The sequence below is a fragment of the Streptomyces sp. ITFR-16 genome (assembly GCF_031844705.1).
Lineage (GTDB): Bacteria > Actinomycetota > Actinomycetes > Streptomycetales > Streptomycetaceae > Streptomyces.
The window spans coordinates 5,415,965-5,429,099 of sequence record NZ_CP134609.1 but is presented as its reverse complement, the minus strand read 5'-3'; the positions used below and the strand labels follow the sequence as shown (position 1 = coordinate 5,429,099).

Annotated in this window: 9 protein-coding genes; 3 read left to right on the top strand and 6 right to left on the bottom strand. The window is 72.2% G+C overall.

The window, feature by feature from the left end; all coding sequences use genetic code 11:
* Positions 1 to 120: 120 nt before the first annotated feature.
* Together RLT58_RS24000 and RLT58_RS23995 are read left to right on the top strand one after the other, a co-directional pair.
* Positions 121 to 3,432, top strand: coding sequence for a S8 family serine peptidase (locus tag RLT58_RS24000; protein ID WP_311312432.1), 3,312 nt, complete (start codon positions 121 to 123; stop codon positions 3,430 to 3,432).
* A gap of 178 nt (positions 3,433 to 3,610) precedes the next feature.
* Positions 3,611 to 4,639 carry an aspartate-semialdehyde dehydrogenase gene (locus RLT58_RS23995; protein ID WP_311312431.1) on the top strand — a complete coding sequence of 343 codons (1,029 nt, stop codon included), beginning with the start codon at positions 3,611 to 3,613 and terminating at the stop codon, positions 4,637 to 4,639.
* Between the two features lie 59 nt (positions 4,640 to 4,698).
* Here the strand turns inward: RLT58_RS23995 and RLT58_RS23990 are convergent, their stop codons facing one another.
* On the bottom strand, positions 4,699 to 5,199 hold the full coding sequence (locus RLT58_RS23990; protein ID WP_311312430.1) for a DUF1203 domain-containing protein: 501 nt from the start codon (positions 5,197 to 5,199) through the stop codon (positions 4,699 to 4,701).
* A gap of 112 nt (positions 5,200 to 5,311) precedes the next feature.
* Between RLT58_RS23990 and pepN the strand changes: the two genes are divergently transcribed.
* On the top strand, positions 5,312 to 7,888 hold the full coding sequence (pepN, locus tag RLT58_RS23985) for an aminopeptidase N (protein WP_311312429.1): 2,577 nt from the start codon (positions 5,312 to 5,314) through the stop codon (positions 7,886 to 7,888).
* Positions 7,889 to 8,036: 148 nt separating this feature from the next.
* Here the strand turns inward: pepN and alc are convergent, their stop codons facing one another.
* From alc to RLT58_RS23960, 5 genes are all read right to left on the bottom strand, one after another.
* Positions 8,037 to 9,176: an allantoicase gene (gene alc / locus RLT58_RS23980; RefSeq protein WP_311312428.1), complete on the bottom strand. Its 1,140-nt coding sequence runs from the start codon at positions 9,174 to 9,176 to the stop codon at positions 8,037 to 8,039.
* Positions 9,177 to 9,234: 58 nt separating this feature from the next.
* A complete protein-coding gene (locus RLT58_RS23975; RefSeq protein WP_311312427.1) occupies positions 9,235 to 10,155 on the bottom strand; it encodes a LysR family transcriptional regulator in 921 nt (306 codons plus the stop codon).
* 118 nt (positions 10,156 to 10,273) lie between these two features.
* Positions 10,274 to 10,504 carry a hypothetical protein gene (locus tag RLT58_RS23970; protein WP_311312426.1) on the bottom strand — a complete coding sequence of 77 codons (231 nt, stop codon included), beginning with the start codon at positions 10,502 to 10,504 and terminating at the stop codon, positions 10,274 to 10,276.
* Positions 10,505 to 10,524: 20 nt separating this feature from the next.
* Positions 10,525 to 12,732, bottom strand: coding sequence for a 4-alpha-glucanotransferase (gene malQ / locus RLT58_RS23965; protein ID WP_311312425.1), 2,208 nt, complete (start codon positions 12,730 to 12,732; stop codon positions 10,525 to 10,527).
* Positions 12,733 to 13,005: a hypothetical protein gene (locus RLT58_RS23960; RefSeq protein WP_311312424.1), complete on the bottom strand. Its 273-nt coding sequence runs from the start codon at positions 13,003 to 13,005 to the stop codon at positions 12,733 to 12,735. It lies immediately after the preceding gene.
* Between the last annotated feature and the right edge of the window lie 130 nt (positions 13,006 to 13,135).

Genomic DNA, 13,135 nt, shown 5'->3' with positions numbered 1-13,135 from the left:
GGCGGAATTCCGCCATGTACACAACTAGCCCCCCACAACTCTCCACAAAGCCCTGTCATTTACGAAAGGGTGAGCGGTCATCCGGTACCGATTTCCGGACTCTCTCTTTCACATACAGGGATGCTGATGACCTCCGAATCCCCCAGTTCCATATCCGGGGCGAGACGCACGGCCCGCGTCGCCGCCGCTGCCGGTCTGGTGGCCGCCCTGGCCGCCACCGGCGTCGCCCCCGTCTTCGCCGCCGACGACCCGGCCGCCGCGCCCGTCAAGGCGGCCTCCGGCGCCGGCACGGCGGACAAGCTCGGCACGGCCGACGCGGATGTGCTCACCAAGGCCAAGGCCAAGGGCGAGAAGAACATCACGATGATGGTCGCCACCGCCCCCGGTGCGACCGAGCAGGTCACCAAGCAGCTGGACGCCGTCAAGGGCTCCGTGCTGGGGCGTGCGTACGACAAGCTCGGTTACGTACGGGCCACCGTGCCGACCGCGAGCGCCGAGGCGACCATCAAGGCCGCGTCGAAGCTCTCCTCCGTCCACGGCATCGATCTCAAGCAGGAGATCGTGCTGGACGACCCGACCCCCGCGGCCGACCGGGCGACCGGCAGCAAGGCCAAGGTGAAGTCGACGGGCAGCTACGCGGCGCCCGGCAAGAAGACCCCGGCGAAGAACCCGTACAACCCGTCCTTCGAGACGGGCGCGGTCGACTTCGTCAAGCAGAACCCGAAGGCCGACGGCCGCGGGATCACCATCGGTGTGCTGGACGCGGGTGTGGACCTCGGTCACCCCGCGCTGCAGAAGACCACCACCGGTGAGCGCAAGATCACCGACTGGGTGACGGCCACCGACCCGGTCAGCGACGGCGACGGCACCTGGCTGCGGATGACCGACGCGGTGTCCGGCCCGACCTTCACCTACAAGGGCCGCACCTACTCCGCCCCCAAGGGCGCGTACCGGATCAGCCTGTTCGCCGAGGCCGCCACCAAGGGCGGCGACATGGCGGGCGACCTGAACCGCGACGGCGACACCACCGATGTGTGGGCCGTGCTCTACGACCCGGTCACCGGCGCCACCCGGGTGGACCTGAACAACAACGGTGACTTCACCGACGACACCGCGCTCAAGCCCTACAAGGAGAAGCACCAGGTCTCCTACTTCGGCAAGGACGACCCGCGCACCGACGTCGTCGAGCGCATCCCGTTCGTCGTGGAGAACCGCAAGGGCGTCGTCTACAACGCCGCGGGCGACACCTCCGACTACGTCTCCATCGGGGTCATCGAGTCCGAGCACGGCACGCACGTCGCGGGCATCACCGCCGCGAACGGCCTGTTCGGCGGCAAGATGAACGGTGCCGCGCCCGGCGCGAAGATCGTCTCCTCGCGCGCCTGCACCTGGTCCGGCGGCTGCACCAACATCGCGCTCACCGAGGGCATGATCGACCTCGTCGTGAACCGCGGCGTCGATGTCGTCAACATGTCGATCGGCGGCCTGCCGCCGCTCAACGACGGCAACAACGCCCGCGCCGAGCTGTACAAGCGGCTCGTCGACATCTACGGCGTCCAGCTGGTCATCTCGGCCGGCAACGACGGCCCCGGCGTCAACACCATCGGTGACCCCGGCCTCGCCGACCACGTCATCTCGGTCGGCGCCTCCATCTCCAAGGAGACCTGGGCTGCCAACTACGGCTCCAACGTCACCAAGAAGTACGACATGCTGCCCTTCTCCTCGCGCGGTCCGCGTGAGGACGGCGGCTTCACGCCGACGCTGACGGCGCCCGGCGCGTCGATCAACTCGACGCAGACCTGGCTGCCCGGCTCCCCGGTCGCCGAGGCGGGTTACTCCCTCCCGGCCGGCTACTCCATGCTCCAGGGCACGTCGATGGCCTCCCCGCAGGCCGCCGGCGCGACCGCGCTGCTGCTCTCCGCCGCGAAGCAGAAGCACATCGAGCTGCCCCCGGCCGATCTGCGCACCGCGCTGACCAGCACCGCCACCCAGATCAAGGGAGTGCCCGCGCACGCCCAGGGTGCCGGTCTGATCAACATCATCGACGCCTGGAAGCAGATCAGGAAGCAGGGCGCCCCGGCGCACGAGTACACCGTCAAGGCCCCGGTCGACACCGCGATCGACTTCGCGCTGAAGACCCCGGGCTTCGGCACCGGTCTCTACGACCGCGAGGGCGGCCTCAAGGCCGGCCAGAAGAAGACGTACGACGTCACGGTCACCCGCACCACGGGCCCGGACAAGAACGTCAAGCACAAGCTGTCCTGGAAGTACAACGACGGCACCTTCAAGCTGACCGGCGACAAGAACGTCTCGCTGCCGCTCGGCAAGCCGGTGACGGTCAAGGTCCAGGCGAAGCCGGGCAGCGCGGGCGTGCACAGCGCGATCCTGCAGGTCGACGACGCGAAGACCTCCGGCATCGACCAGCAGATCCTGGCCACCGTCGTCGTCTCCAAGGAGCTGACGAAGCCGGGCTACGCGTTCAAGGCGTCCGGCTCGGTGCAGCGCAACGGCACCACGTCGTACTTCGTGACCGTGCCGGAGGGCGCCAAGACCCTCGAGGTCGCCATGAGCGCCCTGCGCTCGGGCAGCCAGACCCGCTTCATCTCCATCCACCCGTACGGGGTCGCGGTGGAGGACAGCGGGACGCCGTTCTGCTACCCGAACTACGAGAACCCGGCCAACACCTGCCGCCCCGACGTGCGCTCGTACGCCGACCCGCAGGCCGGTGTCTGGGAGATCGAGGTCGAGGCCCGGCGCACGTCGCCGCTGCTGGACAACCCGTACAAGCTGGATGTCTCGCTGCTCGGCGCCACCTTCGACCCGGCGGTGCAGACCATCGCCGAGGCGAAGATCGGCACCCCGGCGTCCGTGAACTGGACGGTCACCAACAACGCCGGTGACCTGGCGGGCTCGCTCAAGGGCGGCTCGCTCGGCTCGGCCGACGTCGAGCGTCCGTCGATCTCCACGGGCGGCGAGTACGTCAAGGAGGTCACCATCGGTGAGGGGGTCGAGAAGCTCGACTTCGCCATCGGCTCCACCTCGGACGCCAACGCCGACCTGGACCTGTACGTCTACAAGGGGACGGCTCAGGTGGGCGCCTCCACCACGGCCGGCTCCGAGGAGACCGTCAGCCTGGCGAAGCCGGCCGCCGGCACGTACACGGTCGTCATCGACGGCTACGACGTCCCGGCCGGGACCACCGAGTACGACTACCGCGACGTGTACTACGCGCCGTCGCTCGGCACGATCTCCGTCGACGAGTCGAAGGCCGTGAACCTGGCCCCCGGCGCGTCCGCCCAGGTCGGTGCCGAGGTCGAGGTGGCCGGAGCGGCCCCCGAGGGCCGGCAGTTCTTCGGCGAGGTCCAGCTGGTGAACGCGCGGGGCACCGCCGCGGGCACCGGCAGCGTCGTGATCGAGAAGGTCACGCCGTAACCAGGTCACCCTGAGCATGTGATCCGTACGACAGTGGGGCGGGCGTCCGACGGGCGCCCGCCCCACCGCGCTGTCCGCGTCCTGTCCGCTCCCCGGACAATGGATTGGACAAGGAAGCCGTGGACATACGCATCATGGAGCGGCAACCGTGACCGTTCGTACGTTTGAAGGAGTCCCTGTGAAGGTCGGAATCGTCGGCGCCACCGGTCAGGTCGGCACAGTCATGCGCAGGATCCTGGCCGAGCGCAAGTTCCCGGCCGACGAGCTGCGGCTGTTCGCCTCCGCGCGCTCGGCGGGCTCCACGATCGAGTGGCAGGGACAGAGCATCACCGTCGAGGACGCCTCCGCGGCCGACTACTCCGGCCTGGACATCGTGCTCTTCTCCGCCGGCGGCGCGACCTCGAAGGCGCTCGCCGAGAAGGTCGCCGCACAGGGCGCCGTCGTGATCGACAACTCCTCCGCCTGGCGCAAGGACCCCGAGGTCCCGCTGGTCGTCTCCGAGGTCAACGCGCACGCAATCGCGAACCGCCCCAAGGGCATCATCGCCAACCCGAACTGCACCACGATGGCCGCCATGCCCGTGCTGCGCCCCCTGCACGACGAGGCCGGCCTGGAGACGCTGACCGTCGCCACCTACCAGGCGGTCTCCGGCTCCGGTCTGGCCGGCGTGGCCGAGCTGCACGGCCAGGCGTCCAAGGTCGTCGCCGACGCCGACAAGCTCACCCACGACGGCTCGGCGGTCGACTTCCCCGAGCCCGGCGTCTACAAGCGTCCGATCGCGTTCAACGTGCTGCCGCTGGCCGGCGCCATCGTGGACGACGGCTCCTTCGAGACGGACGAGGAGCAGAAGCTCCGCAACGAGTCCCGCAAGATCCTGGAGATCCCGGAGCTGAAGGTGTCCGGCACCTGTGTCCGGGTGCCGGTCTTCTCCGGCCACTCGCTCCAGGTCAACGCCCGCTTCGCCCGTCCGATCAGCGTGGAGCGCGCCTACGAGCTGCTGAAGGACGCGCCGGGCGTCGAGCTCTCGGAGATCCCCACCCCGCTGCAGGCGGCCGGCCAGGACGCGTCCTTCGTCGGACGCATCCGGGTCGACGAGACGGTGGAGCACGGTCTCGCCCTGTTCGTCTCCAACGACAACCTGCGCAAGGGCGCCGCGCTGAACGCGGTCCAGATCGCGGAGCTGGTCGCGACGGAGCTCGCGGGCTGAGAGGCCAAGCCCCTCCGGCGATTGAGGAGCGGGGTCCGGGGCGGAGCCCCCGGGGGCGCTCAGGGGCGCCGTACCTCGAAGTGCAGGCAGCCGTACTCCACGGCCCTGACGTGCACCAACGCCACCTCCGGGTCCGCGAACGCCTCCGTGAAGGCCTCGTCGTAGCCCCGCTCCTCGTCCTCGGGAACCGTCAGGAGCCGGCCCCCCACGATGTGCCCCCGCGCGTCGTAGCGCCGGACGGTGCGCAGCGCACCCGCCCGCGAGAACGGGTAGCCCGTACGGCCGTCCGCCGGGCCGCCGCAGTCCTCCGCATGGACGAAGACCGGGCCCTGCTCGTCGTACGCACCGGGCCGCGCCCCCGTCTTTGCCGCCCAGCGCCGCAGCGGCGCGTAGGAGACGAGGGCGATCCTCTCCCCCGCCTCATTGCCCCGCAGACAGCACCGCAGCGGGCTGCCCGCGTCCTCGGCGGTGTACGGGACGCAGGGGCGGCCCGCGTCGTCGGTCTCGCGGAGTTCCTTCAGCGCGGCCCGATCGATCGCGCGTGCCTCGTAGCTGGTCATGCCACGAGCATGGCGCGCCCGTCCGGAGGGGTCCGGCGGGAAACGGACATCGCGTTGGGCCGAGGTCACGTGGAAGGATGGCGGAAAACTCGCATATCAAGGAGATGACCGCGTGCCTGGCACGAATCTGACCCGCGAAGAGGCACAGGAGCGGGCGCGCCTGCTGACCGTGGACGCGTACGAGATCGATCTCGACCTCTCCGGGGCGCAGGAGGGCGGGACCTACAGGTCCGTCACCGTCGTGCGCTTCGACTCCGCCGAAGACGGTGCGGAGACCTTCATCGACCTGGTGGCCCCGGCCGTCCACGAGGTCGAGCTGAACGGCAGGACGCTGGACGTCGCGGCCGTGTTCCGCGACTCGCGCATCACCCTGCCGCACCTGCGGGCCGGCTCCAACGAGCTGAAGGTCGTCGCCGACTGCGCGTACACCAACACGGGTGAGGGGCTGCACCGCTTCGTCGACCCCGTCGACGAGCAGGCCTACCTCTACACGCAGTTCGAGGTCCCGGACGCGCGCCGGGTCTTCGCGAGCTTCGAGCAGCCCGACCTGAAGGCGACCTTCCGGTTCACCGTGAAGGCCCCGTCCGGCTGGACCGTGATCTCCAACTCGCCGACGCCGGAGCCCCGCGACGACGTCTGGTCGTTCGAGCCGACGCCGCGCATCTCCACGTACATCACGGCGCTCATCGCCGGTCCGTACCACTCGGTGCACAGCAGCTACGAGAAGGACGGCCAGTCCGTCCCGCTCGGCATCTACTGCCGTCCCTCGCTCGCCGAGTACCTCGACGCGGACGCGATCTTCGACGTGACCCGGATGGGCTTCGACTGGTTCCAGGAGAAGTTCGACTACGCCTACCCCTTCGCCAAGTACGACCAGCTCTTCGTCCCGGAGTTCAACGCGGGCGCGATGGAGAACGCGGGCGCGGTCACCATCCGCGACCAGTACGTCTTCCGCTCCAAGGTGACGGACGCGGCGTACGAGACGCGGGCCGAGACGGTCCTGCACGAGCTGGCCCACATGTGGTTCGGCGACCTCGTCACCATGGAGTGGTGGAACGACCTGTGGCTGAACGAGTCGTTCGCCACCTACACCTCGATCGCCTGCCTGGCGTACGCCGAGGGCTCGCAGTGGCCGCACTCCTGGACCACGTTCGCCAACTCCATGAAGACCTGGGCCTACCGGCAGGACCAGCTGCCCTCGACCCACCCGATCATGGCCGACATCCGTGACCTGGACGACGTCCTGGTCAACTTCGACGGCATCACGTACGCCAAGGGCGCCTCGGTCCTGAAGCAGCTGGTGGCGTACGTCGGCATGGACGAGTTCTTCAAGGGCGTCCAGGCGTACTTCAAGGCGCACGCCTTCGGCAACACCCGGCTCTCCGACCTGCTCGGCGCGCTGGAGGAGACCTCCGGCCGCGATCTGAAGACCTGGTCCACGGCGTGGCTGGAGACGGCGGGGATCAACATCCTGCGCCCGGAGATCGAGACGGACTCCGACGGGCACGTCACCTCCTTCGCCGTCCTCCAGGAGGCGCCCGCGCTGCCCGCCGGGGCGAAGGGCGAGCCGACGCTGCGCCCGCACCGCATCGCCATCGGTTTCTACGACCTCGACGAGGCCGGGAAGCTGGTGCGTACGGACCGGATCGAGCTGGACGTCGACGGCGAGCGCACCACCGTGCCGTTCCCGGCCGGCACCGCCCGCCCCGCCGTCATCCTCCTCAACGACGACGACCTCTCGTACGCGAAGGTCCGGCTCGACGAGGAGTCGCTGCGGGTCGTCACGGAGCACCTGGGCGACTTCACCGAGTCGCTGCCGCGCGCGCTGTGCTGGGCCTCCGCCTGGGACATGGTCCGCGACGGCGAGCTGGCCACCCGTGACTACCTCGCACTGGTCCTGTCCGGGGTCGGCAAGGAGTCGGACATCGGCGTCGTCCAGTCGCTGCACCGCCAGGTGAAGATGGCCCTCGACCTGTACGCCGCGCCGGAGTGGCGCGAGGCCGGTCTGACCCAGTGGACCGACGCGACGCTCGCGCATCTGCGCGCGGCCGAGCCGGGCAGCGACCACCAGCTGGCCTGGGCCCGCGCCTTCGCGGCGACGGCCCGCAACCCGCAGCAGCTCGACCTGCTGCGGGCGCTGCTCGACGGCGCCGAGGAGATCGAGGGCCTGGCCGTCGACACCGAGCTGCGCTGGGCCTTCGTGCAGCGGCTGGCCGCCACCGGGCTGCTCGACGACGACGAGATCGACGCCGAGTACGCGCGCGACCGGACGGCGGCGGGCGAGCGCCATGCGGCGGCCGCCCGTGCGGCCCGGCCCTCCGAGGAGGCGAAGGCGGAGGCCTGGGCCTCGGTCGTCGAGTCCGACAAGCTGCCGAACTCCCTCCAGGAGGCGGTCATCGGCGGGTTCGTCCAGACCGACCAGCGCGAGCTGCTGGCGCCGTACACGGAGAAGTTCTTCGCCGCGGTGAAGGACGTCTGGGAGTCGCGCAGCCACGAGATGGCGCAGCAGGTCGCGATCGGCCTGTACCCGGCGCTCCAGGTCTCCCAGGAGACCCTGGACGCGACGGACGCCTGGCTGGCCTCGGCGGAGCCGGGCGCGGCCCTGCGCCGGCTGATGTCGGAGTCCCGCTCGGGTGTGGAGCGGGCGCTGCGGGCCCGCGCCGCGGACGCCGCGGCGGCGACCGCCTAGGGCCTGTCCGGCCCTGGCCACCGCACCGGCACGCGCATGAGGGGCGCCTCCTTCGGGAGGCGCCCCTTCGCGTGCGGGCCGTGGAGACCCGCCCGGCGGGCGGGCGCAGGAGCGCAGCCGTCCGCCGGGCGGGAGCGGGGGGCGGCCGTCAGACGGCCGACGCCTCGTAGCGGGCGGTGAGTTCGGCCGCTCCGGACTCGGTGAGCGAGCCGTGCAGGCGCATCCGGGCGACGCCGCCGTCGGGGAAGGCGTCGAGCCGGACGTGGGTGACCACGGCCTGGGCGCGCAGCGGGAAGCGGTGCAGGGTGTCGGGCTGGAGGCGGGTGCGGGGGATGATCTCGAACCACTCGCCCGTCTCGCCGTTGCGGCCCTGGAGGGCGATCCAGCCGGCCGCGTTGCCCTTGAGGTAGGCGGTGTCGATCTCGATCGCGCGGACCGCGCCCTGGGCGGGCAGCCGGAAGCGGACCCAGTCGTTGGTGCCGCGGACCCGGCGGCGGCGGTTCTCCCAGCCGTCGTCCATCTTGCGGGAGGTGCCGGGCAGGATGATCTGGGTCGGCGAGGAGTAGAAGCGGTCGGACGCGTCCTCGTAACTGCCGCCGTTCAGGACCGAGAGCAGGTCGAACGTGCCGAGCGTGGCGAGCCAGGACGGGTCGGGGAGCACTTCGCCGTGCACGCGGAGGCGGGCGATGCCGCCGTCGGGGTGCTGGCAGAGGCGGAGGTGGGTGTAGCGGCGTCCGCCGGTGATCTCGAAGCCGTTGGCGGCGTGGCCGCGTACGGGGGTCGGCGGGACGATCTCCTCCCACTTCACGTCGTCCGCGAGGAGTTCGGCGGGGCCGGGGGTGCCCTCCGCGCAGGTGGCCTGGACGGAGACGCGCTGCGGGTAGTTGCCGCGGAAGTGGGCGGTGTCGACGACGATGCCGCGGATGATGCCGGGGGCGCCGAGGCGGATCAGGGCCCAGTCGTGCTCGTCGGGGGCCGGGAAGGGGTGGGCGGCGTCGGCGCCGCGCCGGCGGCGGGTCTCCCAGCCGTCCATGATCTTGCCCTTGTGGCCGAAGTGCTCGGGGTCGAAGACCGCGCGCTCCCGGACGAGGAGGTTCTCGCGCTCGGCGAAGAACTCGTCGTTGGCGGCGATCACGCCCGCGCCGAGCCGGCGGTCGGCGAGGTCGACGAGGTCGGTGAAGGGGAGGTCGGTGGTGCGGTAGTCGGCGTACGGGTCACCACCGCCGTACGGGGCCGCGTCGTTGGCGTGGGGGTCCTCGTGCTGGTTCTCATTCTGTTCGAAGGTCATGGCTTCACTGTCGTACGCCGGAAGCCATTAGGTCCATCGAAAGTTTTCGCACAGATCCTTAAGGCGAACTGAACGGTTCCGCGACGGTACGCAGCGCCGCCAGGACCCGGGCGACCGCCGGGCCGCGCTCGGCGCCCTGCCGCACGGCGGCCACCACATGGCGCCGGGGCCGGTCGGCGTCGAGGACCCGCATCACCACCCCGTCCCGCGCCTGCCGCTCCGCCGACGCCATGCGCGGGATGAGGGCGACGCCCATGTCCGCCTCCACCATGGCGAGGATCGCGGTCCACCCGGAGGCGCTGTGGGCCTGCTCGGGGACGAAGCCGGCGGCCTCGCAGGCGGCGGTGGTGATCTCGGACCAGGGGCCGGAGCCGCCGAAGATCCAGGGTTCGGCGGAGAGGTCGGCCAGCCGCAGGCCGGGGGCGCCCGCGAGCCGGTGGCCGGCCGGCAGCGCCACGTCGAGCGGCTCGGCGAGCAGCGGCAGCACCGCGAACCGGGGGTCGCGGGCCGTCGGGGCATGGGCGGCCAGCGAGAGCGCCACGTCCACCTCCCCGGCGGCGAGGAGTTCGTAGGCCTGCCCGGCCTCGGCCTCGCGCACCCGGATGTCGGGGCCGGGCCGGTCCTCGGCGCGCAGCCGCTGCACGGCCGGGACGACCAGGGCGGGCACGGCGGTGGCGAACGCGGCGATCCGCACCTCGCCCGCCTCGCCGCGCAGATAGCCGGTCAGTTCGGCGTCGGCGCGCTCCAGTTGGGCGAAGACCGCCTCGGCGTGCCGCAGGACGAGATGGGCGGCGTCGGTGAGCCGGACGCGCCGGCCCTGCGCCTCCAGGAGCGGCACCCCGAGCTGTTTCGCCAGGTTGGAGAGCTGCTGGGAGACGGCCGACGGGGTCATCAGCAGGGCGTCGGCGGTCGCGGTGACGGTGCCCCGGTCGCGCAGGGTGCGCAGGATGCGGAGCTTCTTGACGTCCCACTCGGTCATGGCCGCAACCTACCGGGGCGCCGGGCCCGCTCCCCCGCACCGCTCCCGCCTCCGGACATGCGAATGCGCCGCGCGGTACTCGCTGCCGCGCGGCGCACCCGGGAGGTACGGGGTGGGACTAGACCTGCTTCTTGGACTTGTCGAGGACCATGACCAGGCCCGCGATGACCGCGAACAGGACGATGGGCGCCACGACGAACAGACCGATCGTGTCGATCACGCTCAGGCCGGAGCCCGGGTCGTCGCCGTCGTCGGGGGTGAGAGCGAGCGCGGGGGACGACATCAGCAGCATCATCAGCGTCGTTCCGGCGGCGACGGCGCCGGCGCGCATTGCGTTCTTCTTGTCCACGGTGCAAACGTAGCGAACGCCTACGAGGGCCGCGCGCCCGGGGGTGCCGTACGGGTCCCGGGCGGATCCTGGCGGGGCCTGAGGACGTCCATCAGCCGGTGCAGCCGGGGCGAGGCGGCTAGTTCCTCCAGGGTGACGGGGTGGCCGCCGGCGTCGGCGATGGGCAGCCGCCAGTTGGGGTACTGGTCCCAGGTACCCGGGAGGTTCTGCGGGCGGCGGTCCCCGATGGTGTCGGGGAGCCAGACCCCGGCCATCCGGGCAGGGGTGCGCAGCAGGAAGCGGTGGACGGCGCGGACGGCCGCCTCCTCGTCGTTGCCGCCCTCGGGGAGCAGGCCGAGCCTGGTGAGCAGGGCGAGCCACTCGGCCGTGTCGGCGCCGTCCTCCGTGCGCTCCTCGTCCAGGGAGCGGGTGAGCAGCCCGAGGCGGTGGCGCAGCGTCACATGGTCGCCGGTCAGCCGGGCCGCGGTGGAGGGCAGGTCGTGGGTGGTGGCGGTGGCGAGGCAGTCCTCGCGCCAGTCCTCGGGGGCGAGCGGGCGGCCGTTGCCCGACCAGTCCCGCTCGAACCAGAGCACGGAGGTGCCGAGGACACCGCGCCGGGCGAGGGCCTCGCGGACGCCGGGCTCCACGGTGCCGAGGTCCTCCCCTATGACGACGGTGCCGGCCCGGTGCGCCTCCAGGACCAGGACGGCGAGCATCGCCTCGGCGTCGTGGGTGACATAGGTGCCCTCGGTGGGCGGCCGCCCCTCGGGCACCCACCAGAGCCGGAAGAGCCCCATGACGTGGTCGATGCGCAGCGCGCCCGCGTGGGCGAGGAGCCCGCGCAGCAGGCCTCGGTACGGGGCGTAGCCGGACGCGGCGAGGGCGTCGGGGCGCCAGGGCGGCAGGCCCCAGTCCTGGCCGCGCGCGTTGAAGGCGTCCGGGGGCGCGCCGACGGACATCCCGCGGGCGAAGGCGTCCTGCTGGGCCCAGGTGTCGGCGCCGCCGGGATGCACCCCGACGGCCAGGTCGTGGACGATGCCGACGGCCATTCCGGCGTCCCGGGCGGCCCGCTGGGCCGCGGCGAGCTGACCGTCGGTCAGCCAGGCGAGCCGGCAGTGGAAGTCGACCCGCTCCAGCAGTCCGGTCCGGGCGCGGGCGGTCGCCGTGGAGCGGGGGTCGCGCAGGGGCGCGGGCCAGGTGTGCCAGTCGGAGCCGTACACCTCGGCGAGGGCGCACCACAGGGCGTGGTCCTCCAGGGCCTGGCCCTGTTCGGCGAGGAAGTCGCAGTAGGCGGCGCGGCGGCCCGGGGTGAGGGGGACGGCGACGAGGTGGTCCAGGGCCTGCCGCTTGAGCGCCCAGACGGCGTCGCGGTCGATGAGCGCGCCCTTGGTGAGCACGGCGTCGCTCAGCTCGGCCGCCCTGCGGCGCAGTTCGTCGAGGGCGGCCGGATCGGCCGCGTGGCCGTACTCCGGGACGGACTCGATGCGCAGGTGCACGGGGTCCGCGAAGCGCCGCGAGGACGGGCGGTACGGCGAGGGGTCGGTGGGGTCGCCGAGGACCGCCGCGTGCAGCGGATTGATCTGGACGAAGCCGGCCCCGAGGCAGCGGCCGGACCAGGAGGCGAGGTCGGCCAGGTCGCCGAGGTCCCCCATGCCCCAGGAGCGGGCGGAGAGCAGGGAGTAGAGCTGGACGAGGAAGCCGTGGCTGCGCCCGGGCGGCTGGGGGACGCGGGCGGGGGCCACGACGAGCGTGCAGGAGCTGTCGGGGCGGCCGGGGGCGCGGGCGGTCAGCCGGTGCACCCCGAGGGGCGGTTCGGCCCACCAGGCGGGCGCGGGCGCCGCCGTGGACACGGCGTCCGGGGCGGGCGTCCCGCCTTCGGGGGCGGGCGGCGCACCGTCCGGGGAAACGGCCGGATCCGTACACCCGGCGGGGATCCGCATGCGCGGCGGCGGGGCGGCGGCGGGCTCCTCGGGGTGGAGGGTCAGCTCCGTGCCGGGCGGCAGTCCGGTCAGGGCCGGGGGCAGCGGCTCACCGGACCAGACCACCACCGTGGGCGGCAGCAGCCGGGAGCGGGCGGCCGACTCGGCGGCGTCGAGCGCTTCCCGTACCGCTTCGGGCGTGGTGGCGTCGACACCGAGCGCGCCGAGCACCGCGACGACGGTGCCGTCGGGGACCGGCACCGTGACCTCTGCGGACGGGGAGAAGGAGGTGGCGACGCCGTGCAGTGCGGCGAGCCGGGACAAGCCCATTCAGACTCCTGGGGACTCCATGCCCCACGCGCTGCCGGAGGTGGCCGGCTCGCTGGTCAGGGGGGCGAGGACGGCGAGCGGAGGCTCGCTGGTCAGTGGTGTGGCGTCGGCGAGCGGGGGCTCGCTGGTCAGGGGTATGGCGTCGGCGAGCGGCGCTTCGCTGGTGAGCGGGCCGGGGCCGGGGACCGTGGCGGGGGACGCGCTGATCAGCGGGGCGGGGCCGGGGACCTGTTTGGACAGGGCGGAGAGCAGAAGCTGCGCGGCAGCGGGCATGGTGGCCTCCTGGCCGTGGGGAACAGGACACAGCAGGCCTACCCAGCGGACGCGGCCGCAGACGTAGGCGTTACGACAACGAGTTCAACGTGCTCCGGGTCACAATCCGTTCCCAGGGGCCCGGTTGTCC